Origin of the sequence: Yimella sp. cx-51 (assembly GCF_017654605.1) — a bacterium.
Taxonomy (GTDB): domain Bacteria; phylum Actinomycetota; class Actinomycetes; order Actinomycetales; family Dermatophilaceae; genus Yimella.
Genome location: NZ_CP072113.1, coordinates 642,340 through 668,739 on the forward strand (window position 1 = coordinate 642,340; position 26,400 = coordinate 668,739).

Consider the following 26,400-nt stretch of genomic DNA (forward strand, 5'->3'; position numbering starts at 1 on the left):
CGGTCAAGCGCTGCGTGTGCACAATCGTGATGTACCTCCGTCCGAGCCACCTCGGGTGCGGATGCAGGCGATGGGGCGGACGCGGTCTAATGCCGGTGCATCAGCCTCCTAGACTTGCGCCCCATGAAGGTTCTGTCCGCTGTTGCCTGGCCGTACACCAACGGTCCCCGTCATATCGGCCATGTCGCCGGCTTCGGGGTCCCTTCCGACGTGTTCAGCCGCTACATGCGGATGGCCGGGCACGACGTGCTGATGGTCAGTGGCACCGACGAGCACGGCACGCCGATCCTGGTGCTGGCCGACAAGGAAGGCATCGGCGTCCAGGAGATCGTTGACAAGTACAACGCGGTGATCGCCCAAGACCTCACCGAACTCGGGCTGAGCTACGACCTGTTCACCCGCACCACCACGCGCAACCACTACGCCGTGGTGCAAGAGCTGTTCCGCGGCATCCGCGACAACGGCTACATGATCGAGCAGACCACCCAGACCGCGGTGAGCGCGACGACCGGACGCACGCTGCCCGACCGTTACATCGAGGGAACCTGCCCGATCTGCAAGTTCCCCGAGGCCCGCGGTGACCAGTGCGACAACTGCGGCAACCAGCTCGACCCGACCGATCTGATCAACCCGGTCAGCAAGGTCGACGGCTCGACGCCGAAGTTCATCGACTCCAAGCATTTCTTCCTCGACCTGCCGGCGCTCGCGGAGGCGCTGCAAGCCTGGCTGGACGAGGTCGACACCGCCGGCACCTGGCGTCCCGGAGTGATCAACTTCGCCAAGGGCATCGCCAAGGAAATGCACCCGCGCGCCATGACCCGCGACATCGACTGGGGCATCCCGATCCCGGTCGAGGGCTGGGAGGACAAGCGCTTCTACGTGTGGTTCGACGCGGTGATCGGCTACCTGTCGGCGTCCATCGAATGGGCGCGACGCCTGGGCGAGCCGGAGAAGTGGCGCGAGTGGTGGAACGACGAGCAGATGCGGTCGTACTACTTCCAGGGCAAGGACAACATCACCTTCCACGCCCAGATCTGGCCGGCCGAACTGCTCGGCTACATGGGCCAGGGCGCCAAGGGCGGCACCGCCGGGCCGTACGGCGAGCTGCAATTGCCGACCGAGGTCGTGGCCTCCGGGCTATTGCACCTGGGCGGTGGGCAGTTCTCCACCAGCCGCGGCAATGTCATCTACGTGCAGGACATGCTGGCCCGCTACGGCGCAGACGCGCTGCGCTACTTCATCTGTGCCGCCGGCCCGGAGACACAGGACTCCACCTTCACCTGGGAGGAGTTCGTGCAGCGCAACAACTCCGAGCTCGTGGCCGGGTGGGGAAACCTGGTCAACCGCACCGCCGCGATGATCGCCAAGAACTTCGGTGAAGTGCCGGCCCCCGGTGCGCTGGAACCGATCGACGAGGCATTGCTGGCGCAGATCCGCGGCGGCTTCGACACCGTCGGCGACATGCTCGAGCACCAGCGGCAGAAGCCGGCCATGGCCGAGGTGATGCGTCTGGCGCGCGAGGCGAACAAGTACGTCTCCGACACCGAACCCTTCAAGCTGAAGGGCGACGACCAGCGCGAGCGCCTCGCGACCGTGCTGCACACCCTCGCCCAGGCGGTCGTCGACCTCAACACGATGATGGCGCCCTTCCTGCCCCACTCGGCCAACCAGGTGGCGGCGGTCTTCGGCATTTCCGAGTTCATGCCGATGCCGCGGCTGGAGCAGGTGCGCGACCTGGACGACGACTCCCGGGCCTACCCGATCATCACCGGCGACTACTCCCAGACCCCGAAATGGGCCACGCGCGACGTGATCATCGGCACACCGATCGCCAAGCCGACCCCGATTTTCACCAAGCTCGACCCGTCGGTGGTCGAGGAGGAGAACACCCGCCTGGGAGTGACTCCGTAGTGGGTTCGGGCCACCAGAGCGGTTCACATTCGGGCCCGCCTCCGGAGCCGAATCCGCTGCCCTTCGCGGTGGTCGACAACCACACCCATCTCGACATCAATCGGGAGGGGCAGGGCGCCGTCGACGTGGCCGCCGCGATCGCTGCGGCGCGACGGGTGGGAGTCGATCGGATGGTGCAGGTGGGCTGCGACCTGGATGGGGCTCGCTGGACGGTCGAGGTGATCGATCAGCATCCCGAACTGCTCGGTGCGATCGCCATCCATCCCAACGAGGCGCCCAAGCACGCGGACGCCGGTGAACTCGACGCTGCCCTCGCCGAGATCGAGCACCTGGCCGCGCACCCGCGGGTGCGGGCCATCGGTGAGACCGGACTCGACTACTTCCGTACGGGGCCTGACGGCGTTGCAGCACAACAGGATTCGTTCCGTTGGCACATCGACCTCGCCAAGCGCACCGGCAAGGCACTGCAGATCCACGACCGTGATTCGCACGCCGACGTTCTGCGCATCCTGAAGGAGGAGGGGGCGCCCGAGAAGGTGGTGCTGCACTGCTTCTCCGGCGACGTGACGATGGCGCGTGAGTGCGTCGACCGCGGCTACTTCCTCAGCTTCGCCGGCACCGTCACGTTCAAGAATGCGCGCGGCTTACGGGACGCGTTGGCGGTGACTCCGCTGGAGCAGATCCTGGTCGAGACCGACGCGCCCTACCTGACTCCTTCGCCGCACCGGGGAGCGCCGAACTCGCCGTACCTGACACCGGTCACCGTGCGCCGGATGGCGGACGTCCTCAACGTCGATCTGCCGACGTTGTGTCAGGCGATCTCGACCAACAGCGAGGCCGTGTACGGAGCCTGGTGATCGGCCGACGCCCGCACTGCATGTGGTGAGCGTCACCCGCAAGAGTCGTTATCAAAATTTGACCTGAGCGCGATCGTCAGTCACCTTTGATGAGTAAGCCCAATGGCGACGAACGTCTTGGAGGCCCGGTCACGTGTGGCCGACTCCCCGGAATGTCCGGTGCTGAGTATGCGAGTGGGTACGGCTCGAAGCCGCACTGACCGCGTGTGTCCAGTCGCTGACCGGGAACGTACAAAACCTGGAGTTTCTTCTTGTTCCGCACGCTCACCCGTCCGATGACCATCGCTGCTGCCGGTTCCGCTGTCGCCGCTCTGACGCTCACCGCCTGTGGCACCGGCGCCGACAACACGGCCGCCAACACCCCGCTGGCCACTTCCTCTGCGGCTTCCAGCACGAGCACCAGCTCGCCGGCCTCGTCCTCCACGTCGACGTCCTCCTCGTCCACGACTTCGTCGAGCACCAGCTCGCCGGCCTCGTCGTCGACGACCTCCTCGTCCTCGACGAGCGCCGCCACCCGCAGCGCGGCAACCCAGGTCGCCCGTTCGCAGGACCGCCCGACCTTCAAGACCGTCACCCAGACCCGTCCGGTCGCGTTCGACACCGTGCGCAAGACCGACAGCACGCTGGCACGCGGCACCACGAAGATCACCCAGGCCGGCGTCGCCGGTTCGGAGCGCGTGACGCTCACCCAGACCGTCGTGAACGGCAAGGTCACCAAGCAGGTCGTCACCAAGCGCGAGACGGTCAGCGCGCCTGTCTCCAAGATCCTCGTGGTCGGCACCAAGGCAGCCTCGACGCCGAGCGCCACCGCCAGCCCGACCACGTCCACCGCCACCAGCACCGGCAGCACCGCCGGTCTCGACACGCGCCGTTCGGCCATGTGGGACCGCATCGCGCAGTGTGAGTCGGGCGGCAACTGGTCGATCAACACCGGCAACGGCTACTACGGCGGTCTGCAGTTCGCCTTCGCCAGCTGGGTGGGTGCCGGCGGCACCAAGTACGCCCCGCGTGCTGACCTGGCCACCCGCGCACAGCAGATCACCATCGCCAACAAGCTGTACGACCAGATGGGCCTGCGCCCCTGGGGTTGCGCACACGCTGCGTGATCACACACACCATGTGACCGATTCGTCGGTACAGGAAGTGGCCATCCTCGGGTGGCCACTTTTCTGTTGCCCGACACTGTCGCGAGGCTGCACTAGGCTCCGTGAGCGTGACTGAACAGAGTGCGCGCGACGAAGCCCTGCTGGGGCCGGTGGAGATCCGCGAACTCGCCGCGCAGCTCGACATCCGCCCCACCAAGCAGTGGGGTCAGAACTTCGTCATCGACAAGGGCACCGTCCGCAAGATCGTTCGGCTGGCCGATGTCGGTGCGGACGACGTGGTGATCGAGGTCGGACCAGGTCTCGGATCGCTCACCCTTGCGCTGCTGCCGCAGGTGCGTCACGTGCATGCGATCGAGATCGATCGCCGGCTGGCCGAGCAATTGCCGCTGACCGTCGAGACGATGGCCCCGGACGTGCGCGATCGGCTGACGGTGACTCAGCAGGACGCGCTCACGGTTACGTCACTACCTGATCCGCAGCCGACGGCGTTGGTCGCGAACCTGCCCTACAACGTGTCGGTGCCGGTCGTGCTTTCCTTCCTGCAGCGTTTTCCGAGCATTCAGAAGGTGCTGGTCATGGTGCAGCTGGAGGTGGCCGAGCGCCTGGCTGCCGTGCCGGGTAGCAAGGTCTACGGCGTCCCGAGCGTCAAGGCCGCGTGGTACGCCGACGTGCGCCTGGCCGACAAGGTCGGGCGCAATGTCTTCTGGCCGGCGCCGAACGTCGACTCGGGGCTGGTCTCGATGGTGCGCCGCGATCCGCCGCGCGACGACGTGCCCGCCGCCGAGGTTTTCGCCTGCGTCGATGCGGCATTCGCCCAGCGGCGTAAGACGCTGCGCGCGGCGCTCGCCGGCTGGGCCGGGTCGCCTGCCGCGGCCGAGGAAGCACTCGTCGCAGCCGGGATCGATCCCACTCTGCGCGGTGAACGACTTTCGGTGCACGACTTTGCAGCGCTTGCGGCAGCCCGCACCGCATAGGGTGCAGACATGGCCGCCATCGATGAAGGGGTAACCGTTCGCGTCCCCGCCAAGGTGAACCTCAGCCTGGCGGTCGGACCGCTCGACGAGGACGGCTATCACGGTCTCGCGACGGTGTTCCACGCCGTCGACCTCACGGACGACATCCACGTGCGCCCGTCCAAGCAGTGGGAATGCACCATCACGGGGCCGTACGCCGACAAGGTGCCCACGGACGGTGCCAACCTCGCGATGCAGGTGGCTCACCGGCTCGCGCAGGAGTGTTACGAAGCCGGACCGGTGTCGATGACGATCGACAAGTCGATTCCGGTCGCCGGGGGAATGGCCGGTGGTTCGGCCGACGCCGCGGCGGCGATCATCGCGATCGACCAACTCTTCGACCTGCAACTGACCAAGCTCGACCACCTCGACCTGGCCCGCGACCTCGGGTCTGACGTCCCGTTCGCGTTGACTGGCGGGACGGCCCTTGGTTCGGGTCGCGGCGACGAGCTCGCACCGGTGCTCGCGACCGGGCGCTACGAGTGGGTCTTCGCGCTGCAGCACGAGGGACTGTCGACACCGGCGGTCTACGCCGAATTCGACCGGCTCAACAAGCGCAGGAAGCCGCGCCGCCTGGAAGCGCCGGAGGAGATTCTCACCGCGCTGCGCACCGGTGATCCGTACGAGTTGGCTGGGGCGATGTTCAACGACCTGCAGGAAGCGGCGATCTCGCTGATGCCGCGGCTGCAGGACACCATCGACGTCGGTCTGTCGCAGGGCGCTCTGGGGGCGATCGTCTCCGGCTCCGGCCCGACCGTCGCCTTCCTGTGCGCCGACCGAGCCGCCGCACTTGATCTCATGGTCGGCCTCACCGCCTGCAAGGTGGCCGACGACGTCGTCTCTGCCAGCGGCCCGCATCCGGGCGCTCGGGTGGTGCCGAACAACCGCCTCACCTGAGCAGCCGGCGACCAATTCCCGGCGGTTGAGCCGGGCGCGAGGGACGAGCGGCCGGGCCCGAAACCCGGTGACTGACGCACCGAACTGACCAAGTGTTCACCGACTTCGCTCCGCAGTCGCACCGTGAAAGACTCGCAGGCGCACTACTCACGGCGGCCGACTGCGGCAACAAGAAGCACACACGAGGATTGATGGCGAATCTCATTTCGGCAGAGCGCATTTCGCTCGCGCTCGGCACGCAGCAACTCCTCGACGAGGTGTCTCTCGGCGTCGGTACCGGTGATCGCATCGGCATCGTCGGACGCAACGGTGGCGGCAAGACGACGCTGCTGTCGGTGCTCGCCGGTCGTCAGCAGGTCGACTCCGGACGCCTCACCCAAGTCGGCAGTCTCACCGTCGGTGTCCTCAGCCAGGACGATGGCCTCGACCCTGAATCCACCGTCGCGCAAGCAGTGCTCGGCGATCGCGCGGAGCACGAATGGGCCGGCGAAGCACGCGTCCGCGAGATCCTGGACGGCCTGCTCGGCGGCGTCACCCTCGGTGCGGTCGGTGGCCACGACACGATCGTTGGGCCGCTCTCTGGCGGTGAGCGTCGACGAATTTCGTTGGCCCGCTTGCTGATCGACGATCCCGATGTGCTGATGCTCGACGAGCCGACCAACCACCTGGATGTCGAAGGCGTGCAGTGGTTGGCCACTTACCTGTCGTCGCGCCGCGCGACCGCATCGAACGCGTTGGTCACGATCACCCACGACCGGTGGTTCCTGGACGCGGTGGCGACCATGACCTGGGAGGTCATCGACGGCAAGGTGGAGCAGTACGAAGGTGGCTACGCGGCGTTTGTGCTGGCGAAGGCCGAGCGGTCACGGGTGGCGGCGGCCACCGAGGAGCGGCGGCAGAACCTTCTCCGCAAGGAGCTGGCGTGGCTGCAGCGTGGCGCGCCTGCGCGCACGTCCAAGCCGAAGTTCCGCATCGATGCCGCCAACGAACTGATCCGAAACGAACCCGATCCCCGCAACGACGTCGAACTCGTCCGCTTCGCCACGACGCGCCTCGGCAAGGACGTCATCGACCTGCTCGACGCATCGATCACGTTGGGCGACAAGAAGATTCTGGAGAAGCAGACCTGGCGGCTGGCGCCGGGGGAGCGCACCGGCATCGTCGGTGTCAACGGCGCAGGCAAGTCGACGCTGCTGCGCGCGATCACCGGTGCGCAGGAGTTGTCGTCCGGGAAGCGCAAGGAAGGTCGCACGGTCCAACTGGCCTTCCTTACCCAGGATTTGCGTGAGCTGGCCGAGGTCGAAGGCTTGAAGGTGATCGATGCGATCACCGAGGTGAAGTCGTACATCATGCTCGACGGCAAGGAGACCAGTGCGTCCTCCTTGGCGAAGCGGCTGGGGTTCAGCGGTCCGCGACAGCAGACCCGCGTTGCTGACCTCTCCGGTGGAGAGCGCCGCAGACTGCAATTCCTGCGCCTGCTGATGACCGAGCCGAACGTGCTGCTGCTCGACGAGCCGACGAACGACCTCGACATCGAGACGCTGACCTCCATGGAGGATGTGCTGGACGGTTGGGCCGGCACGCTCGTCGTCGTGTCGCACGACCGGTACCTGCTGGAGCGCATGTGCAACCGGCAGATTGCTCTGCTGGGTGATGCCCGCATCCGCGAACTTCCGGGCGGTGTCGAGCAGTACCTCGAACTTCGTGCTGCTGGAGCCGGATCTGCCACCGGAGGGGGCTCTGCCAAGACGTCGAACAGTTCGTCGTCCGCACCTGCTCCCGTGTCGTCCGGCCGCTCGGCGGCCGAGGTACGCGAGCTACGCAAGACCGTCGCACGTTTGGAGAAGTCACTCGCACGCAGTGCCGAACGCGAGGAGCGCCTGCACCAACAGTTGCTGGAAGCGGCAACCGATCACGTCCGCGCTGCCGAGCTGGACGCGCAGCTGCGCGAGATCCACGCCGAGCGTGAGCAGCTTGAGATGGAGTGGCTCGAAGCTGCCGAGCAACTCGACGACTGACCCTTTTCGCTGGTTGATTCGCCGAATCTCGCCGGTTGAGCCGCTCGCGGTCGCTGGTCGGGCCTCGTCGGTGAGAAACCGTCCCCGGTGGTCGTGCCGCGTCGGTGAGAAACGAACCGGCGCGTGTCGAAACCCGCCAAGACCAGCAATCGCGCTGCGCCACAAGCGATCTGACTACCCGCGCCGAGTCAAAATCGCCCTTGCCCAGGACTGCGCCACAGCCGTACAGCGCCGGCGGAGCGAGACTGCGCGTCTAGTTCTCCAGTGCCGACAACAGGCTCTGCAGGGCGTCCGCCAACTGGTTGCGGTCGGACTGTGGCAGCGCCGCCAGCAGGTCACGCTCTTGGGCCAGCAGATCCTCGAATGCTGCGTCGACGACGGCGCGGCCCTTCTTGGTCAGCCGCACGAGCACGCCGCGGCGGTCGTTCGGGGCGGGGCGCCGTTCGACATATCCGCGTGACTCGAGCCGGTCGACGCGGTTGGTCATGGTGCCGCTGGTGACGAGCGTCTGCTGACCCAAAGTGCCCGGCGACAGTTCGTACGGGCTGCCCGCTCGCCGCAGAGCCGACAACACGTCGAACTCCCAGGCGTCAAGGTCGCGGCTGGCGAAGGCGGTGGCACGCGCAAGGTCGAGCCGGCGAGCCAGGCGAGTGACGCGGGAGAGCACCAGCAGCGGGTCGCTGTCGAGATCGGGACGCTCGCGTCGCCACGCGTCGACGATCAGCTCGACCTCATCGGTGTGCTCCACGGCCATGTCTCAACTATAGTCGATGTCAAGTATCTTGACATCAAGATAAATAGGAGGGGCAATGGCCTGGGACGCAATGCAGTACGAGAAGTTCGACGATCACCGCACTCGACCATTTCGAGACCTGCTGGCCCGCGTGCCGCTCAGTGACCCGGCCAGGATCGTCGACCTCGGGTGCGGCAACGGACTCGCGACACTGCTCATGGCGCGGCGCTGGCCGGATGCACGAATCACCGGCGTTGATTCCAGCCCGCAGATGTTGGACGCTGCCCGCGAGCACGACCTCGACGACCGGGTCGAGTGGGTAGAAGGCGATGTGGCGCAATGGAACCCGAGCGAACGCGATCCCGACTTGATCGTCACCAATGCCACGCTGCAGTGGGTGCCGGGCCACGAGGCCATGATCGAACAATGGCTGGACGCACTGCCGGCCGGCGGCGCGTTCGCCATGCAGGTGCCGGGCAACTTCTCGGCGCCGTCACATCGCATCATCCGTGAAGCCGTCGCCGACCACCCGCGGTCGGGCGAGCTCAAGCCACTGCTGCGGCATGAGCCGGTGCTTTCGCCGGAGGGTTATGCCGAACTGCTCGCCTCGCGCTGCGCACACGTGGACGCATGGGAGACCACCTACGTCCAGATCCTCGATCCTGCTGGGACACAGGCGAATCCGGTGCTCGAGTGGGTGCAGGGCACCGCGCTTCGCCCGATCCTGGCCGCCCTGGACGACTCGGAGCAGCCGGCGTTCCTCGCAGACCTCGACGAGCGTTTGGCGCAGGCCTACCCGCGCCGCCTGTTCGGCGTCCCGTTCCCGTTCCGTCGGATCTTCGCCGTCGGCGTCAAAGGAGAGTGAGCATGGCTGTGCTCGGAATTCACCACGTCCAGATCGCTTGTCCTGCAGGGGCGGAGGATGACCTGAGGGCGTTCTACACGGGTGTGCTTGGCTTGCCGGAGATCCCGAAGCCGCCCGCTCTCGCGGCGCGCGGCGGCGTGTGGTTCCAGGTCGGCCCGCAGGAACTGCATTGCGGTGTCGAGCAAGGATTCTCGCCTGCGCTGAAGGCTCACCCGTGCCTCCTCGTCGACGACCTCGAAGCGATCGCGGCGAGGGTGCGGGACGCCGGGGGAGAGGTGCGACCCGATACGAACATCCCTGGGGTGCAGCGCTTCCACACCGACGACCCGTGTGGCAACCGCATCGAGATTCAGCAGATCTGAGCCCGTCGGCTAACCTTGTCGCCGCACGCTCTCGTGTGCGTTCCCCGGTTGCTCTGCTGGTAGGGGCCGCCTGACTTTGAATCAGGATTAGCGACGAAGGTTCGATTCCTTCCCGGGGAGCTCTGTTTAGCTCCTAGCCTCGCGGAACGCAGCATCCACCGAAGTTCCCGAACGGCCTACTCGCAGGCGACTCCGTCACGGTCAAGCTTCTTCGAGTACCCGGGCTGCCCGCGATAAAGAGGCGCGGCACCTGCAGCACGTGCCGCTGCACAACTCCGGTAATAGGGCTCTTCGCCGTTGAGCGTGGGTCATAGGTTGAGTCCTCCGCCGATCAGGAGCATTCGGAGGCGGTAGTTGTCTCTGTTGTGGAAGCCGCGGGCGATGCGGCGGTGGAGTTCGATGAGCCCGTTCATCGCTTCGGTCCCACCGTTGCTCGCGCCGTGGGTGTCGAAGTAGCCGAGGAACTCGGTGCGCCACTGCTTCAGGGTGCGGCCCAGGCGGGCGACTTCACGGATCGGGCACGAGGTGAAGGTGTCCAGGATTCGTTCGGCGACGCGCCGGCCGGCCGCGTGAGTGTCCTGGTGATAGACGGACCGGACCTGCTGGGCGCACTGCCACGCGAGTTCCACCTCGAGGTGTGCCTCGTGGGCGGCCCAGGCCGCCGCGAGGCGGGCGCGTTGCCGGTCGGTGAGGTTCTCTTCGCCGGCGCGCAGGATGTTCCGGATCCGGTACAGCGGGTCGCTCTTGCGGCCTCGGTGACCGTGCAGTTGCTGCTGGACGCGGCGACGCACCTCATCGACCATGTGGGTGGCGAGTTTGACGACGTGGAACGCGTCGAGCACTGCTTGGGTGTCCTCGAGACGGTCATCGATCGCGTTCTTGTAGCCACGGAACGGGTCCAACGTGGCGATCTGCACACCGTCACGGAACGCTTCGCCGCGCTGGTCCAACCAGTCGGTGTACGCCTTACCTGATCGTCCTGGGACGAGGTCCAGTAGGCGAGTCCTCTTGTCCCCGTTGGTATCCGGGGTGAGGTCGACCATGCCGGTGAGTTCTTTCGGGCCCCGACCGCCGTGCTCGACCGGTTTGGTGCTGACGTGGTGCCACACGTGTTCGTCGACGCCCAGGATCGTGACGCCGTCGAACCGTGCGGGGTCGTCGGCCGCGGCCCGTAGCAGGGGTCGGATCGATTCCCACCCGGTGCCGAGCTGCCGCCGGATCCCGTTGATGCTGGCGTGTTCACGCCGCAGCTGCTCGATCGCCCACCAGCAAGCCCGGGTCGTCAACGTGCACCGGGGTGCCGCGACCCGATCGTCCTGCTCGACGAATACGACACGGGGACAGGATGGTTCGAGGCATCGCCAACGTCGCTTGCGCCACCGGATCCGGACCGGTCGCCCGAAAGCCGGCGCATCGACCAGCCACACCTCGTCACGGCCGTGCCCGACCGCGACCACCGCGCATGTCGGGCACCCGACCGGGCCAGGCGGGGACTCGACCGTCACGACCACCCGGTCGGCGGTCTCGTGCTCGACGTCGATCACGTGCAACCCAGGCAGACCAACGAGCAAGTCGCACCGGTCGCAGTAGTCGTCACCAGCGGATCGGTGGCAGGACGTAGGCTCATCCATGTCGAGGTCCTTGCGGTCAGATGAGGTAGAAGTCCTCTGATCCTCAGGGACCTCGACCCATACCCACCGCACCCACCCCGCTCGGCGCGTCGCCTACTCACCCACGCTCAATGGCGAAGAGCCCCAAAACCCAGGCAGAGAACGGCGTGCACCCATGCCAGGCGCGCTCAGCACCCACGGAAGAATCACAAGAGCCGGCAATTGCCGCGCTCAGGTCGGTGACCGGGGCCCCAACGGCTCGTCCTCGATCTCCCTGAAGACTGGTGGCCCCGCCGGCGGAACCGTGGGTGGCGTCATCGTCGGCCAGTGGCTCCGTCGGCGCTCCAGCCACTCCTTGATGCGTCGTCGCAGCTGCACTCTTCGACGGTAACTCCGGACCCACACAACCGTCCGGAAATGCCGCGGATGGTGTCTTCGCCATGCCGATAAGCGTGCGGTGCTGAACTACCCGATATTCAGCCACTCGCAGGGCTCGCCAGCCGCCTCCGTCACCTGGGTCGTGACTCGCGCAAGGAAGCCATCGGCGTCAGGCAGGTCACCCTCTACTGTTACGAGCCATCCAGGCTCCTCGCCCGAGAACGACACCTCGGCCTCGCCGCAGCGAAGGTGTAGGTCGCCCCAGCCATCCACCACCTGGCAGTCGTATCCCGTGGGCACCAGGACATCGGTAAGGCGCTCTCGGTGGACCGCTGGCCACTCGTGGGACGCCTGCGTACGAATCAGGTAGTCAGTCATGGGGGGATTCTCCCTGACGAACCGACCGCTCATGCCGCAACCAGTGAAGATCCGTCGGTGATGATGTGACCATGCCGGCGACCCTTCTCGACGAGCAGCAGACTTCGCGACTGCTCGCGGCACCCCTGTCGTTCACGCGGGCTGCAAGGTCCGAGGGTGAGGCACCGGCCGGCTACAACCACCTGAGCCGTTCCGTCACGCTGACTCGTCGGGACTTCGACGGCGCAGCCCGCCACCTTTTCGAATGGCAGATGCACTGCAAGGCCGGGCTACGGGTTCAGGCCTCAGACATTCCACTGCATCAGGACACCGTCGTCCTGATGCAGTGGGGACCTGCCCCTCTCGCACTGAGGATCCCCTGCCGCGTCCTCGAAGTCATCGACGAGCCGCGCCGCCGGGGCTTTGCATACGGCACCCTGCCCGGCCACCCAGAGGCCGGCGAAGAGCGGTTCATCCTGGAGCAGCTCGAGGACGGCCGCATCCTGTTCACCATCACCGCCTACTCCCGCCCTGCCTCAACCCTGGCCAAGGTCGGCGGCCCGATCACCCGAGCCGCTCAGAACTTCATGACCCACCGTTACCTCACGGCCTTGGATCGCGTGTAGCAACGTCCGGAAATGCCGCAAGCAGGGCGACCCCGCCCGACTGAACTGGCGCACGTCCGTTGTCCGTAGGGGATGTCACGATGCCCAAGTGCCAAGAGATCTTGAATCGCGTGCAACGTTGGACCTGCAGGACCTCCACCACCGCTGGGAGCAGAGCGAGCAGCTGCGCGTTCTTGTAGCCGCGGAACGGGTCCAAGGTGGCGATGTGGATTCCGTCGCGGAAGTCCTGACCGCGCTGGTTCAGCCACTCGGTGTACGCCTTGCCCGACCGGCCGGGAACCAGGTCCAACAAGCGGGTTCGGTTGTGCCCGTTCGGATCTGGGGTGAGGTCGACCATCCCGGTCAGTTCCTTGGGGCCCCGTCCTCCGTGCTCGACCGGTCGGGTGCTGACGTGATGCCCCACATGCTCATCAACACCGAGGATCGTGACACCCTCGAACCGTGCCGGGTCATCAGCTGCCGCCTGCAGCAGGGGTCGGATCGATTCCCACACCGTGCGCCACCCCGTGCCGAGCTGACGGCGTATCCCGTTGATGCTGGCGTGCTCGCGCCGGACTTGGGCGATCGCCCACCAACACGCACGCGTTGTCAGCTTCGCTCGTGGCGCGGCCACGTCCGGGTGCTGTTCGACGAAGACCCGGCGGGCACACGAGGGTTCACCGCAGCGCCATCGCCGCTTACGCCACCGGATGCGAACGGGTCGCCCGAACGCTGGCGCGTCGACCAGCCACACCTCGTCCCGGCCGTGTCCCACCGCGACGACCGAGCATTCCGGGCATCCGACCGGGCCCGGCGGTGACTCCACAGTCACGATCAGTCGATGATCGGTGTCGTATTCAACGTCGATGACGTGCAGCCCAGGCAAACCAACCAGCAGGTCGCACCGGTCGCAATACCGGCCAGCGTGACGGCAGCAGGACGTAGGCTCATCCATGTCGAGGTCCTTGCGGTCAGATGAGGTAGAAGTCCTCTGATCGTCAAGGGCCTTGACCCATTCACGCAGCACCCACCACCCACGGCGCGTCGCTACTCACCCACGCTCAATGGCGAAGAGCCACCAATGCGCGCGATGGTGATGACGTAGACGGACGGGCACAGTCGGCCAGATTCGGTTCGAACTGTGAAATCGCGATCCCATAATTCGGACACCTGGCGAGTCGGGTTCATGTTGAAAGTCTCTGTCGCACTAAGGATTTCGTCGCGTATTGGTAATGAATGTGGGCTGAGCCATGCGGAAACGTGCGCCGAAAACGACGAAGAGCAGTAGTTGATTTGGAAACTACTACGGATGGTAGGACCATTGAGTCAGCCGGCGAAGAACACCGGGAAACTTCACTCGAAAGACCCATCATGCGTAGTGCACTCGATCGTCTCGTCTCCTGGTTCGGCTTCGCCCTGGCCGCAGTTCTCCTGGTTGCAGCCGGACTGCTCGCCTACGGGTCGTCGTTCATCCACAGCAACGTCGAGGAGCAGCTGAGCCAGCAGAACATCACGATGCCGGCCGTCGACAGGCTTGAGACCCCGGCTCAGAAGGAAGCGCTGAGCAAGTACGCCGGCCAGAAGATGACTACGGGTGCGCACGCCAAGGCGTTCGCCGATCAGTACATCCTCGTCCACATGAACACCTCGTCGAACAACAAGACCTACGAAGAGGTCAGCGGCGAGTACATGAAGGCCGTCAAGACCGCGCCGGACGCGAAGGAGACCAAGGACCTGGGCGATCTGCGCCAGTCGCTCTTCATGGGTAACACCCTGCGCGGCATGCTGCTCAACGCCTACGCCTTTGGCACCATGGCCACGGTTGCCATGTGGGCCGCGATCGGCGCCCTCCTCGGGGCGATCGTCTTCTTCGTCCTGGGCCTGCTCGGCCTGCGTCACGCCAAGCGTGTCGACCCCGCCGCCAGCGCCTGACGAACCATTACTTCAAGGCGGTCCAGTCCCTCGGGGTTGGGCCGCTTTGATGTGCGCTCGGATGAATCCCGCCCGGTCAAGACCTTCGATGGAGTCTGTGGAGAACCTCCTATTTTTCGGCGCATGTGGATACCGGTGATTAGTCGAATTCCGATGTGGGCGAACCGAATTCGCTGCTTTGCCCTTCCCTTTTAGTTCGTACGCATGTACGATTTGGATATCAACTTCGGGGCACTTCTGGGAGGGGTGGTGGGCATGTATTTGGACGAATCATCGGGCCACTTCGGTGTCTCTGCCGTTCCGATCCCGCAGTCGTTCGAGAGGCCAGAGGAAGCGACCTCGAACCACTGCTTCGTGCCCGACCGGAACGCGCACACAGTCGTCGGAACGACAGCGTCGTCCTATCCGGGTGAGGCGGCCGAATGTGCGGACGAAATTTCGGCGGTGCTGGGGTCGATCGCCAGGCTGTCGCACATCACTACCAACCTCACCGATTCAGAGTTGACCGACGCTGCCCGTTCGTTGGCGCTGGTGATGCAGCGGGCGGAAGCAGCGCTGGTCGCCGTGACCGCCGACGCGCTCGACCGTGGCGCTGTGTGGCGTTCCACTGCCGCCGATGCCGCCCAGTGGGTGGGCCGGCTTTCGCGGGGAGAGTCCGCTGCTTCGATCATCGGTGCCGACGGACTCAAGACGGCCGGGCCGTTGATCCAGGACGAACGACCGGAAGCGAGTGCGGGCGAGGCTGGCTCGAGTGACGTGCAAGCTGCCGGGCTCGAGCCCTCGCAGTGTTCGCGAATCAGCAAGATTGCCGTGGCCTGCAATTCGTCCCGCCACAGCGTTCTGAAAACTGCATTGCTGTCCGGCGCGGTCAATTCGATCATCGCCAAGACCGCTCTCGACAATGTCGACCCGCTGGTCGCGGCACTGTGCACCAGCGATCCGTCGGCCACCAGAGATCAGGTCTACGGCTATTTTTTGGCCGCACTCGAGCCTGGTGCGGGCGCGAAGAGCGTTCGCGAACTTTCCCAGCGGGTCATCGCTCAATTCGCGCCGACCCCCGATCGGCTCGACAAGGACGAAGACAGCCAGCGGGCTTACGAAACCCTGCGCTTGGAAGACCTCCCGAACGGCCTGGTGCGCCTGATCGCCGATCTGTCGGCCGATCACGCCGAGGCGTTGAAGCACGCGATCAACTCGATGGCCGCGCCCGCGCCCGGCTCGACGTGCTGCGACAGTCCGTTCCACCGGCACGAGAAGAACTCCAACCCAACGGGGCAGGCAGATGTCCGCTCGCCGGGCAAGCGGCGCGCGGACGCGTTGGTCGAGCTCATCAGAATCGCCTCGAAGTACGTCGATGGCGACGGTCAGTTGGTCACCCACGGTTCAGCCCGGCTGATCGTGACCATGGATTACGAGACTCTCGCCAGGAAGCTGCGCGGATCAGGCCGCTCCGAAGCAGGAGCAGTCGTCTCACCCGAGACAGTGCGACAACTCGTCTGCGATGCAGAAATCATTCCCATGGTCTTGGGCTCGAGATCAGAACCACTCGACGTCGGACGCAAGATCCGGTTGGTCGACAAGGGGCTGCGAGCCGCAGTGATCGAACGAGATCGCCACTGCACCTTCGATGGCTGCTCCCGGCCGCCACCGATGTGCGAAGTGCACCACGTCAAGCACTGGGCTGACGGTGGCGAAACCAGCCTGCTCAACTCGGCGTTGCTCTGCGCCACCCATCACCGGATCGTGCACCGCGACCGACTCACAGCGGTGGTCAGTCGGTCGGGCGTCACCTGGCAGCACCACCACGATGTCGAAGCGCTGGCAGCGTCGATGTGACGGCACCGCCATGACCCGCGCCTCCACCGAACGACCCGCTTTCCCGCACCTTGCCAGCCTTTCCCGCGAGTTCCATGTGATCACGACCCGTACGCCGGTGGTGGGTCCGTCGTTGTCCGCCGCCAGGCGAACACAAGGTGACGGCGCGGTAGCATCGGCGACGGAACGACAGGTCCTGGGTTTCAGGACTCCCCGAACGCCTCCAGGAGCTTCCGCGTGAGTGCATCCCTCGCAGCTGTCATCGTCATGTCTGCCGGTGACGGCACCCGGATGAAGTCGAACATCAACAAGGCGTTGCACCGGATCGCCGGCCACACCCTGGTCGCCCACGCGGTCAACGCAGCTTCAGGTGCGGGCGCCCAGCACGTCGCGGTCGTCGTGCGTGCTCAGGGTGAAGCGGTTGCTGCAGCTGCCCGCGAGGCGCTTCCGGAGATCACCGTCGCCTTCCAGGACGATATCTACGGCACCGGTCGCGCTGCCGAGTGCGGATTGCTTGCACTGCCGGATGACTTGCACGGCACGGTCATCGTCACCACGGGCGACACCCCGCTGCTCGAATCAGACACGCTGCGCCGGCTCGCCGAGACCCACGCCGCCAACGACGCGGGCGCGACCGTCATCACCGGAATCCTCGACGACGCCACCGGCTACGGCCGCATCGTCCGCGACGGCCAGAGCGGCGACGTGCTCGCCATCGTCGAGCACAAGCAGGCGACGCCCGAGCAGTTGGAGATCCGCGAGTTCAACTCCGGCATCTTCGCCTTCGACGCCGACCTGCTCCGCGAGGCGCTCGCCGGGCTGGGCGTCAACGAAGCGGCGGGGGAGAAGTACCTCACCGATGTCGTCGAGATCGCCGTGAGTCGTGGCCGCCGGGTGGTCGCCTACGTCCTCGATGACCTCGTCCAGACCGAAGGCGTCAACGACAAGGCCCAGCTGGCCAAGCTCGGCCGCGAACTCAACCGCCGCCTGGTCGACAAGCTCATGCGCGAATCAGGCGCGATCGTCATCGATCCCGAGACCACCTGGGTCGACGCCGATGTCAGTGTCGGCCGCGACACCGTGATCCACCCCGGGTGCCAGCTCCAGGGCGCGACCTCCGTCGGCGAAAACTGCATCATCGGCCCCAACACCACGCTCAAGGACGCCGAGGTGGACGACGGAGCGAGCGTCATCCGTGCCCACGTCGACCTCGCCGTCATCGGCCCGAATGCCAACGTCGGCCCCTACTCCTACCTGCGTCCCGGCACCGAGCTGGGCGCTGGAGGCAAGATCGGTGGATTCGTCGAGACCAAGAACGCCGTCATCGGCGCAGGCGCCAAGGTGCCGCACCTCACCTACTGCGGCGACGCGACCATCGGGGAGGGCGCGAACATCGGAGCCGGCACGATCTTCGCCAACTACGACGGCGTGCAGAAGTTCCACACCACCATCGGTGCCCACAGCTTCGTCGGCTCCGACTCCGTCCTCATCGCTCCGGTGACCGTCGCCGACGGCGCGTACGTCGGGGCAGGATCAGCGGTGGAGAAGGACGTCGAGCCCGGCCAGATCGCTGTTGCCCGCACCCGCCAGCGCAACATCGACAACTGGGTCGATCGCCGCCGTGCCGGCACCAAGACGGCAGAGGCAGCCGATCGCGCCCGCGCTGAACGGGCAAACCAAGAACACACGTCCGACGAATCCGGCGAAGGGAACTGAACGACCGATGAGCGGCATGAAGCTCACCACCGAGAAAAACCTCATGGTGTTCTCCGGGCGGGCCCACCCGGCGCTGGCGCAGGCCGTCGCTGACGAACTCGGCACCACGCTGGTGCCCACCGAAGCCCGCGACTTCGCCAACTCCGAGACCTACGTGCGGTTCGATGAATCGGTGCGTGGTTGCGATGCCTTCGTGATCCAGTCGCACACGGCGCCGATCAACCACAACATCATGGAACAACTGATCATGGTCGACGCCCTCAAGCGCGCGTCCGCCAAGCGCATCAGCGTGATCACGCCGTTCTACGGGTACGCGCGCCAGGACAAGAAGTCGCGCGGACGCGAACCGATCAGCGCCCGGCTCATGGCCGACATGTTCAAGGTGGCCGGTGCCGATCGCCTGATGGCGGTCGACCTGCACACCGACCAGATCCAGGGCTTCTTCGACGGCCCGGTCGACCACCTGCAGGCGCTGCCGATCCTCGCCGAGTACGTCGCCGACAAGTACTCCAGCGAAGACCTCGCCGTCGTCTCGCCGGACGCCGGACGCATCAAGGTGGCCGAGCAGTGGTCGAAGCGTCTCAACGGCGCTCCGCTGGCCTTCATCCACAAGACCCGCGACGTCACACGTCCCAACCAGAGCGTCGCCAACCGCGTCATCGGCAAGGTCGAGGGACGCACCTGCATCCTGGTCGACGACATGATCGACTCCGGCGGCACCATCTGCCACGCGGCCGAGGCGCTCATGAAGGACGGCGCGGCCAGTGTGATCATCGCCGCCACCCACGCCATCCTGTCGGGTCCGGCTGTCGAGCGACTGCGTGATTCCGTGGCTCGTGAGGTCATCGTCACCGACACCCTTCCGATCACGCCCGACAAGCAGTTCGACAAGCTGACCGCGCTGTCGATCGCACCGCTGCTCTCCGAAGCGATCCACCAGGTCTTCGAGGACGGTTCGGTCACCTCGATGTTCGACGGTCTGTCCTGACCAACACTTGTTCAGCAGGGCTTCCCGACACCCATCGGGGAGCCCTGCTGCGATTTGGGCGGCTGGGCGCTCACCCGTAGGATGGTCGGCGTTGCCTCGGCGAGGGACGTCGTGCGGTGTGCCGCCAGTCCGTGATCGACGCGGTGGATGTGCTCCTTGCGCGTGTCTGTGCGAGTTGAGCGTCTACCCAGTCATCCACGGATCAGCACCCCCGCACGAGCTTCCCGTGCCGAGGGAACGCGCAAAATACGTTGACCCACAAAGGAATTGATCATGGCTCAGACCCCCGACCTGCGACTCGTCGCCGAGGCCCGCACCGAGTTCGGCAAGGGCGCCGCACGCCGCATCCGCCGCGCCGACAAGATCCCCGCAGTGCTCTACGGCCACGGCAGCGACCCGGTGCACGTCACCCTCCCGGGCCACGACACCATGCTGGCGCTCAAGGGCAACGCGAACGCCGTGCTCACCATCGTCATGCCGGACGGTGACGACCAGCTCGCGCTGGCCAAGGACGTCCAGCGCGAGGTGCTGCGCCCCTTCATCGAGCACATCGACCTCATCATGATCCGCAAGGGCGAGAAGGTCATCGTCGACGTTCCGGTGATCGTTGAAGGCGACGCTGCCCCGGAGACCAACGTCATCACCGACAGCACCGTGCTCTCGGTCGAGGCTGACGCGCTCAGCATCCCCGAGTCGTTCACCGTGTCGGTGGAGGGCCTGGAGGCCGGCTCGCAGATCCTGGCCAAGGACGTCCAGCTTCCCTCGGGTGTCACGCTCATCTCCGACGAAGAACTGCTCGTCGTCAACGTCACCCAGCAGGTGTCGGCTGAGGAGCTCGAGGCCGAGCTGGCCGAGGCCGAGGACGAGGCCGGCATCGAGCGCGAAGAGTCGGACGAGGAGAAGGAAGAGGCTGCCGAAGGCGCCGAGTCGTCCGAGGAGTCGGGCGAAGGCGACGACGCCTGATCCACCTAGTTCGCAGTCACGGCCGGGCCCCGCAATGGGTGCCCGGCCGTGCCGTATCTGCCAGAACGCTGGAAAGGCATACTGACTGACCGTGGAACCGTGGCTGATCGTAGGACTGGGCAACCCAGGGCCGGGCTATGCCGGCAACCGGCACAACGTCGGCGTCATGGCGATCGAGCAGATGGCGCTGGACGCTGGTGCAACCCTCAAAGCACACAAGGCTCGTGCCCTCGGAGCCTCGATCCGGCTGCCGCAGCCATCCGGGGCGCCCGGTGGTCCGGCAGCGATCATCGCCCGCCCCACGTGCTACATGAACGAATCGGGCGGTCCGGTGAAGGCGCTCATGCAGTTCTTCAAGGTGCCGGTTGAGCAAGTCATCGTGCTGCACGACGAGCTCGACATCGACTTCGGCGCCGTCCGTCTCAAGCGCGGCGGCGGCGAAGGCGGCCACAACGGGCTGCGTTCGATCTCCAGCGCACTCGGCACCAAGGACTACCTGCGAGTGCGCATCGGCATCGGACGTCCGCCCGGACGCATGGACGCAGCCTCGTTCGTGTTGAAGGACTTCTCGCCGACGGAGAAGAAGGAACTGCCCTTCCTGCTGGACGACGCCGTCGATGCCACGCAGACGCTCATCGATCTGGGCCTGACGGACGCCCAGAACAAGGTGCACGCGCGCTGAACCACGCGGGGGAGCACAAGCCCTCTCCCGTACGTTGAAGCGCACGCAGGTACTCACCGAGCAAGCGCAGGACAACAACCACAGGACAAGGAGCAGCCCATGCAGGATTGGCCACTGTCGGCGAAGTTGGTGGTGCTGCTGCTGGTGCTGCTGGTCGCGGTGCCCTTGGTCTTCAAGCTGGTCAACGCGGTGATGACGATCGTGGTCGTCGCCGTCCTCGGCTTCGTCGGTTACAAGCTGCTCGCTAACAAGTAGCTGTCGAGGCACCTGCAGATCTCGGCCACAACCCTGATCCGCGATCACGAACCTGTCAGACGACGGGCGTAGACTTCAATCCTCACCCCGGTCAGTTTCTGATGCGGGGCCTTCCTGCGTTGCCTCCCGAAAGGCCCATCAGCGTGAGCACTCTTGCTCCGATGCTCCAACTCCTCGCCGCCGACGAGGGCGTGCAGCGTGTGCTCAAGCACCGTGGCAGCGCCGACCTGGTCGACATTGCCTCTGCGCCTGGCCTGCGCGCACCTCTGCTCGCGCAGCTCAACTCCGCTGGCGACGAGCGCACGCCGTTGCTGGTCGTCACCGCGACGGGCCGCGACGCCGGCGACTTGGTGGCGGCCCTGCGCACCCTGATGGGGGACGACGCGATCGCGGAGTTCCCGAGCTGGGAAACGCTGCCGCACGAGCGGCTCAGCCCGCGTTCCGACACCGTCGGACGTCGTTTGGCCGTGCTGCGCCGACTGGCGCATCCAGACGATCGCGACCCTGCTCACGGACCCATCCAGGTGGTCGTGGCCAGCGTCCGGGCTCTCATGCAACCGATCGCCAAAGGGCTGGGTGACCTCGCGCCGGTGAGCCTCAAGGCAGACCAGGACGCTTCGCTCGATGAGGTCGTCGCGGCGCTTTCGGCAGCTGCCTACACCCGCACCGACCTGGTCGAACGACGCGGTGAGTTCGCCGTCCGCGGCGGCATCCTCGATGTCTTCCCGCCCACCGAGCAGCACCCCGTACGGGTCGACTTCTTCGGCGACACCGTCGATGAGATCCGCTGGTTCAAGGTGGCTGATCAGCGCTCCAGCGACATCGCCGAGCACGGCCTCTGGGCGCCGCCCTGCCGCGAGTTGCTCCTCACTGACGACGTGCGTGAACGTGCCCGGACGCTCGCGGCGCAACTGCCGGGCGTGGCCGACATGCTGCACAAGGTGGCCGAGGGAATCGCGGTCGAAGGCATGGAGTCTCTGTCGCCGATCCTGCTCGGCGATCGCATGGAGACACTGCTCGACGTGTTGCCGAAGGGCACTCATGTCGTGCTCTCCGACCCGGAACGCGTCCGCACCCGTGCGCACGACTTGGTGGCCACCAGCACCGAGTTCCTGGAGGCGAGCTGGTCGAACGCCGCGGCGGGCAACGCCGTGCCGGTCGACCTCCAGAGTGTGCTCGGCACGGCGTCCTACTGGTCACTGGTCGAACTGCGCGACCACGCGCTCGCCCGAGGCCTGCCGTGGTGGTCGATGTCGTCCTTCGCCACCGATGAAGAACTCACCGAGTTTAGCGAGGACGACCTGCCCGGCGAGCGCGTCACCCTTCGCACCGAGGAGGTGCCGCAGTACCGCAGCGACACTGAAGCAGCCGTTGCCGACATACGCACCTGGACGGCCGCCGGGCTGAAGACGCTCGTGCTCACCGACGGCCCGGGTCTAGGTAAGCGAGTGCGAGAGCTGTTGCTGGACAACGAGATTCCGTTGTCGGAAGAGCTGGCCAGCGGCAAAGTCACTACCGCCGTCGGGACGCTGGGCAGAGGCTTCGCGCTTCCGTCGAGCGAGTTCGTGCTGCTCACCGAGATCGACCTGATCGGATCGTCCGGGCAGGGCGGTTCCACCAAAGACATGCGCAAGATGCCGTCGCGGCGGCGCAACCAGGTCGACCCGTTGCAGTTGCGTCCGGGCGACTTCGTCGTGCATGAAGCGCACGGCGTCGGCAAGTTCGTCGAGATGATGCAGCGCACGGTCGGGGGAGCGACCCGCGAGTACCTCGCGTTGGAGTACGCACCGTCCAAGCGCGGACATCCCGGCGATCGTCTGTTCGTGCCCACCGATCAGCTCGACCAGATCACCCGCTACGTCGGCGGCGAAGCGCCGACGCTCAACAAGATGGGCGGATCCGACTGGCAGACAACGAAATCGAAGGCCCGTCGACACGTCCGGCAGATCGCGGGAGAGCTCATCAGGCTTTACTCCGCCCGCATGGCCACCCCGGGTCACGCCTTCGCCGCTGACACCCCGTGGCAGCGGGAGTTGGAGGACGCCTTCGCTTACGTCGAGACCCCCGACCAGTTGTCGTCCATCGACGAGGTCAAGGCCGACATGGAGAAGACCGTGCCGATGGACCGTCTCATCTGCGGCGACGTCGGCTACGGCAAGACCGAGATCGCGGTGCGCGCTGCCTTCAAGGCGATCCAGGACGGCAAGCAGGTGGCCGTGCTCGTGCCCACCACGTTGCTGGTCAAGCAGCACTTCAGTACCTTCTCCGATCGGTACGCCGGCTTCCCGGTGACGGTGAAGGCGCTGTCGCGCTTCCAGAGCGACAAGGAAGCTCGCGAGGTGATCGACGGACTCGCCACCGGAGCAGTCGATCTGGTGATCGGCACGCATCGGTTGCTGAGCAAGGAGATCCAGTTCAAGGACCTCGGTCTGGTCGTGGTCGACGAGGAGCAGCGCTTCGGTGTCGAGCACAAGGAACAGTTGAAGCAGATGCGCACAGCTGTCGACGTGCTGGCGATGTCAGCCACGCCGATCCCGCGCACGCTGGAAATGGCGGTCACCGGAATCCGCGAAATGTCGACTCTCGCAACGCCGCCCGAGGAGCGCCACCCCGTGCTCACCTTCGTCGGCGGCTACGACGAGAAGCAGGTCGTCGCGGCGATCCGACGCGAGCTGATGCGCGAGGGACAGGTCTTCCTCGTGCACAACAAGGTGCAGACGATCGAGAAGGCCGCCTCGCGTCTGCGTGAGCTCGTGCCCGAAGCCCGCATCGGCACCGCCCACGGCAAGATGGGCGAGCACCGCTTGGAAGAAGTCGTCGTCGACTTCTGGGAGCGGCGACTCGACGTCCTGGTGTGCACCACCATCGTCGAGACCGGCCTCGACATCTCCAACGCCAACACCCTCATCGTGGAGCGCTCCGACGTCCTGGGTCTCTCGCAGCTGCACCAGCTGCGCGGACGAGTGGGTCGCGGTCGTGACCGTGCGTACGCCTATTTCCTCTACCCGACGGAGAAGCCGCTCACCGAGACGGCGCACGACCGGCTGCAGACCATCGCCCAGCACACCGACCTCGGTTCGGGCATGCAGGTGGCGATGAAGGATCTCGAGATCCGTGGCGCCGGAAACCTGCTCGGCGGTGAGCAGTCGGGTCACATCCAGGGCGTCGGTTTCGACTTGTACGTCCGCATGGTCGGGGAAGCGGTGGCCGACTTCCGCGGGGACGAACTCGACAAGGGCCCCGCCGAGATCAAGATCGAACTCCCCGTCGACGCCCACCTCCCGCACGACTACGTGCCGGGGGAGCGGCTGCGGCTGGAGGCGTACAAGAAGCTCGCCACCGTCGCCACCGAGGAGGAGCTGACGGAGATCGCCGAAGAACTGCGCGATCGCTACGGCGCACCCCCGGAGCCGGTGCAGCACCTGCTGGAGGTCGCGCGACTTCGCGTCCTCGCCCGCCAGGCAGGCATCGGCGACATCGGCGTCCAGGGCAAGTTCGTGCGTTTCGGCCCGGTCGAGGGTCTGCCGGAGAGCAGGCAGCTGCGGCTGCAGCGTCTCTACAAGGGAGCTCAGCTCAAGCCTGCACTCAAGACGATCCTGGTGCCCGCGCCCATGACCAAGCCGGTCGCCGGGCAGCCGTTGCGCAACACCGAGGTGCTCCAGTGGGCCGCACAGCTGATCCGCTCGGTGCTGCTCGACCAGCCCGCAGCCGCCTGATGATCGACCACCGGCGGCGCGCGATGGCCCTCGACCGAGGGCATGGCATCATGTTGGCGCTGGTCCGTCCCCGAGAGGAACCCATGTCCCGTCGCTCGTTGCGCGTCGTCACCGCCGCTGTCGCGGTCACCTCCGTGACCGTTCTTGCCGGTTGCACCCCCACCGGAGGCACCGCCGCCACGTACGGCGACACCTCGATCAGCGACGAGAGTGTGCAGACCGCGGTGCGCGACATCCTCAAGGAGGAGCCGCAGTCGGGCTTCGACAACCTCTCCGCGGCGATCTTCCAGGTGCTGCGCGGCGAGCTGAGCACGCTCGCCCGTAAGCACGGCGTCTACGTGGCGCCCGACGCCGCGAAGGCCGCGTGGTTCAAGAAGACGAAGAACCCCAGCCAGGCCGCGGTCGACACCGCTGTCGGCAGCATCAACTTCGGCCGGTTGCGCACCAGCGAGAAGGGTCAGGCCGACCTGATGAAGCTGTTCAAGACCGCTGATGTGCAGCTCAACCCGCGTTACGGCAAGTGGGTGAAGGGCACCGGCCCCGCCGAGTCGACCACCGACTGGATCAAGACGCCGACCGCTATGCCGAGTCTGTCGAACTGAGGCGATGACACCTGGCCTGACGCTGCTGGTCACCAGTCCGCGCGTCCCCGCGGGGTTGTTGACCCACGACGCCTGGCAGGCATTGCACGCAGCTGGCGCAGTGCTGGCCGTCTCGTCCGACGACCCGGTGCCGGCGGCGGTCAACGCCTCCGGCGTCACCGTGATCGAAGCTGCCTACGACTCGCCCCTGGTGCTCGGACGCGAACTCGCGAGTCGCGCGCGCTCCGAGAACATCGTCTGGATCGTCTCCCCGGACGGTGATCCCGGTCTGACCGACGCCCTCGCAGGCGAACTCACCCGCCTGGACGACGCCGCGCCGATCGAGATGCTGGTCGGTTCCTGGGACGTCCCCGGTGCCCGGTTGCTCGACGCCGTCGCGGTGATGGACACCCTGCGCTCACCCGGAGGCTGCCCCTGGGACGCGAAGCAGACTCACCAGAGCCTGGCGAAATACCTTCTGGAGGAGGCGCACGAAACGGTCGAGGCTATCGACGCCGGTGACCGCGACCACCTTCGCGAAGAACTCGGGGACGTGCTGCTCCAGGTGCTCTTCCACGCCCGCATCGCAGCTGATGACACCGACGATGCCTGGGACGTCGACGACGTCGCCGCCGAACTGGTGAACAAGCTGGTGCGACGCCATCCGCACGTCTTCGCAGACGGCGACGCCTCCACTCCCGAAGAGGTCGAGACGGCCTGGGAGCAGATCAAGGCGGCGGAGAAGGCCGAGCGTGCGCAGAGCGAGGCGCCCCTGCTCGAAGGCATTCCCAAGTCACTCTCGACGCTGCTCATCGCCGACAAGGTGCTGGCCCGCCGCGAACGAGCAGGCGAGGTCGACCTCCCGCAAGGCGCCGATCTGGGCGACCAGCTGCTGGCGCTCGTCGCGCAGGCCCGCGCATCCGGCATCGACGCCGATCAGGCGCTGCGCGCATCCCTGAACAAGCTGGCCGGCAACTGACCGACGCCCACTGACCGAACCCGATGGTGCTCACGCGGCCACCGCAGAATGCGGAAGTGGG

At 66.2% G+C, this 26,400-nt stretch carries 24 protein-coding genes, 1 tRNA gene and 3 pseudogenes; 20 read left to right on the forward strand and 8 right to left on the reverse strand.

Annotation, left to right across the window (positions count from 1 at the left end; genetic code table 11):
• Positions 1-123: 123 nt before the first annotated feature.
• Positions 124-1,911, forward strand: coding sequence for a methionine--tRNA ligase (gene metG, locus J5M86_RS03095; protein WP_188059567.1), 1,788 nt, complete (start codon positions 124-126; stop codon positions 1,909-1,911).
• Positions 1,911-2,768 (forward strand): TatD family hydrolase, encoded by an 858-nt coding sequence (locus J5M86_RS03100; protein ID WP_244328457.1) that lies wholly within the window; start codon positions 1,911-1,913, stop codon positions 2,766-2,768. The genes metG and J5M86_RS03100 overlap by 1 nt, the downstream gene beginning before the upstream one ends.
• A 76-nt stretch (positions 2,769-2,844) precedes the next feature.
• Here the strand turns inward: J5M86_RS03100 and J5M86_RS03105 are convergent, their stop codons facing one another.
• Positions 2,845-3,369 (reverse strand): hypothetical protein, encoded by a 525-nt coding sequence (locus J5M86_RS03105; protein WP_208965091.1) that lies wholly within the window; start codon positions 3,367-3,369, stop codon positions 2,845-2,847.
• 1 nt (position 3,370) lies between these two features.
• Between J5M86_RS03105 and J5M86_RS15650 the strand changes: the two genes are divergently transcribed.
• From J5M86_RS15650 to J5M86_RS03120, 3 genes are all read left to right on the forward strand, one after another.
• Positions 3,371-3,874, forward strand: coding sequence for a resuscitation-promoting factor (locus J5M86_RS15650; protein ID WP_188059564.1), 504 nt, complete (start codon positions 3,371-3,373; stop codon positions 3,872-3,874).
• Between the two features lie 107 nt (positions 3,875-3,981).
• Positions 3,982-4,848 carry a 16S rRNA (adenine(1518)-N(6)/adenine(1519)-N(6))-dimethyltransferase RsmA gene (gene rsmA, locus J5M86_RS03115; RefSeq protein WP_188059563.1) on the forward strand — a complete coding sequence of 289 codons (867 nt, stop codon included), beginning with the start codon at positions 3,982-3,984 and terminating at the stop codon, positions 4,846-4,848.
• A gap of 9 nt (positions 4,849-4,857) precedes the next feature.
• Complete coding sequence (locus J5M86_RS03120) at positions 4,858-5,784, forward strand: 4-(cytidine 5'-diphospho)-2-C-methyl-D-erythritol kinase (protein ID WP_188059562.1); 927 nt, start codon at positions 4,858-4,860, stop codon at positions 5,782-5,784.
• On the opposite strand, the pseudogene J5M86_RS15715 reads toward J5M86_RS03120, so the two are convergent.
• A pseudogene (locus tag J5M86_RS15715) lies at positions 5,730-5,906 on the reverse strand (hypothetical protein); the annotation flags it as partial. The gene J5M86_RS03120 and the pseudogene J5M86_RS15715 sit on opposite strands and share 55 nt — an antisense overlap.
• A gap of 69 nt (positions 5,907-5,975) precedes the next feature.
• Here J5M86_RS15715 and J5M86_RS03125 point away from each other — a divergent pair.
• Complete coding sequence (locus J5M86_RS03125) at positions 5,976-7,802, forward strand: ABC-F family ATP-binding cassette domain-containing protein (RefSeq protein WP_188059561.1); 1,827 nt, start codon at positions 5,976-5,978, stop codon at positions 7,800-7,802.
• Between the two features lie 253 nt (positions 7,803-8,055).
• Here the strand turns inward: J5M86_RS03125 and J5M86_RS03130 are convergent, their stop codons facing one another.
• Positions 8,056-8,556: a MarR family winged helix-turn-helix transcriptional regulator gene (locus J5M86_RS03130; protein ID WP_188059560.1), complete on the reverse strand. Its 501-nt coding sequence runs from the start codon at positions 8,554-8,556 to the stop codon at positions 8,056-8,058.
• A gap of 55 nt (positions 8,557-8,611) precedes the next feature.
• Between J5M86_RS03130 and J5M86_RS03135 the strand changes: the two genes are divergently transcribed.
• The 3 genes from J5M86_RS03135 (at position 8,612) to J5M86_RS03145 (ending at position 9,882) form a co-directional block, all read left to right on the forward strand.
• A complete protein-coding gene (locus tag J5M86_RS03135; RefSeq protein WP_188059559.1) occupies positions 8,612-9,400 on the forward strand; it encodes a methyltransferase domain-containing protein in 789 nt (262 codons plus the stop codon).
• Between the two features lie 2 nt (positions 9,401-9,402).
• Entirely contained in the window at positions 9,403-9,762 is a 360-nt protein-coding gene (locus J5M86_RS03140) for a VOC family protein (protein ID WP_188059558.1), read from the forward strand.
• Positions 9,763-9,803: 41 nt separating this feature from the next.
• Positions 9,804-9,882, forward strand: a tRNA-Gln gene (locus J5M86_RS03145).
• 56 nt (positions 9,883-9,938) lie between these two features.
• Here the strand turns inward: J5M86_RS03145 and J5M86_RS15720 are convergent.
• The 3 genes and pseudogenes from J5M86_RS15720 to J5M86_RS03160 all read right to left on the reverse strand — a co-directional run.
• Positions 9,939-10,031: pseudogene (locus J5M86_RS15720) on the reverse strand (excalibur calcium-binding domain-containing protein); the annotation flags it as partial.
• A gap of 39 nt (positions 10,032-10,070) precedes the next feature.
• Positions 10,071-11,393, reverse strand: a complete 1,323-nt coding sequence (locus J5M86_RS03155) for an ISL3 family transposase (RefSeq protein ID WP_370587312.1) — start codon at positions 11,391-11,393, stop codon at positions 10,071-10,073.
• Between the two features lie 444 nt (positions 11,394-11,837).
• Positions 11,838-12,128, reverse strand: coding sequence for a hypothetical protein (locus J5M86_RS03160; protein ID WP_188059557.1), 291 nt, complete (start codon positions 12,126-12,128; stop codon positions 11,838-11,840).
• A gap of 71 nt (positions 12,129-12,199) precedes the next feature.
• On the opposite strand from J5M86_RS03160, the gene J5M86_RS03165 reads away from it, so the two are divergent.
• The gene (locus tag J5M86_RS03165) at positions 12,200-12,733 is read left to right on the forward strand and encodes a DUF1990 domain-containing protein (RefSeq protein ID WP_188059556.1); all 534 of its coding nucleotides are present in this window, start codon (positions 12,200-12,202) and stop codon (positions 12,731-12,733) included.
• Here J5M86_RS03165 and J5M86_RS15380 read toward each other — a convergent pair.
• Together J5M86_RS15380 and J5M86_RS15725 are read right to left on the reverse strand one after the other, a co-directional pair.
• Positions 12,711-13,070 (reverse strand): transposase, encoded by a 360-nt coding sequence (locus tag J5M86_RS15380; RefSeq protein WP_244328587.1) that lies wholly within the window; start codon positions 13,068-13,070, stop codon positions 12,711-12,713. The genes J5M86_RS03165 and J5M86_RS15380 overlap by 23 nt on opposite strands.
• Before the next feature lie 330 nt (positions 13,071-13,400).
• A pseudogene (locus J5M86_RS15725) lies at positions 13,401-13,667 on the reverse strand (transposase family protein); the annotation flags it as partial.
• Between the two features lie 416 nt (positions 13,668-14,083).
• Here J5M86_RS15725 and J5M86_RS03175 point away from each other — a divergent pair.
• From J5M86_RS03175 to J5M86_RS03220, 10 genes are all read left to right on the forward strand, one after another.
• Positions 14,084-14,644 (forward strand): hypothetical protein, encoded by a 561-nt coding sequence (locus J5M86_RS03175; RefSeq protein WP_188059555.1) that lies wholly within the window; start codon positions 14,084-14,086, stop codon positions 14,642-14,644.
• 204 nt (positions 14,645-14,848) lie between these two features.
• Positions 14,849-16,480: an HNH endonuclease signature motif containing protein gene (locus J5M86_RS03180; protein WP_244328458.1), complete on the forward strand. Its 1,632-nt coding sequence runs from the start codon at positions 14,849-14,851 to the stop codon at positions 16,478-16,480.
• A 216-nt stretch (positions 16,481-16,696) separates the two neighbouring features.
• Positions 16,697-18,175, forward strand: coding sequence for a bifunctional UDP-N-acetylglucosamine diphosphorylase/glucosamine-1-phosphate N-acetyltransferase GlmU (glmU, locus tag J5M86_RS03185; RefSeq protein ID WP_208965092.1), 1,479 nt, complete (start codon positions 16,697-16,699; stop codon positions 18,173-18,175).
• 7 nt (positions 18,176-18,182) lie between these two features.
• Positions 18,183-19,163, forward strand: coding sequence for a ribose-phosphate diphosphokinase (locus J5M86_RS03190; protein ID WP_188059554.1), 981 nt, complete (start codon positions 18,183-18,185; stop codon positions 19,161-19,163).
• 273 nt (positions 19,164-19,436) lie between these two features.
• Positions 19,437-20,126 carry a 50S ribosomal protein L25/general stress protein Ctc gene (locus J5M86_RS03195; RefSeq protein WP_188059553.1) on the forward strand — a complete coding sequence of 230 codons (690 nt, stop codon included), beginning with the start codon at positions 19,437-19,439 and terminating at the stop codon, positions 20,124-20,126.
• An 85-nt stretch (positions 20,127-20,211) separates the two neighbouring features.
• Entirely contained in the window at positions 20,212-20,808 is a 597-nt protein-coding gene (pth, locus tag J5M86_RS03200) for an aminoacyl-tRNA hydrolase (protein ID WP_188059911.1), read from the forward strand.
• A 99-nt stretch (positions 20,809-20,907) separates the two neighbouring features.
• Positions 20,908-21,063 (forward strand): hypothetical protein, encoded by a 156-nt coding sequence (locus J5M86_RS03205; RefSeq protein ID WP_188059552.1) that lies wholly within the window; start codon positions 20,908-20,910, stop codon positions 21,061-21,063.
• Positions 21,064-21,224: 161 nt separating this feature from the next.
• Positions 21,225-24,779 carry a transcription-repair coupling factor gene (gene mfd, locus J5M86_RS03210; RefSeq protein ID WP_188059910.1) on the forward strand — a complete coding sequence of 1,185 codons (3,555 nt, stop codon included), beginning with the start codon at positions 21,225-21,227 and terminating at the stop codon, positions 24,777-24,779.
• 83 nt (positions 24,780-24,862) lie between these two features.
• On the forward strand, positions 24,863-25,381 hold the full coding sequence (locus J5M86_RS03215; RefSeq protein ID WP_188059551.1) for a hypothetical protein: 519 nt from the start codon (positions 24,863-24,865) through the stop codon (positions 25,379-25,381).
• 4 nt (positions 25,382-25,385) lie between these two features.
• Entirely contained in the window at positions 25,386-26,339 is a 954-nt protein-coding gene (locus J5M86_RS03220) for a MazG family protein (protein WP_188059550.1), read from the forward strand.
• Positions 26,340-26,400: the final 61 nt, after the last annotated feature.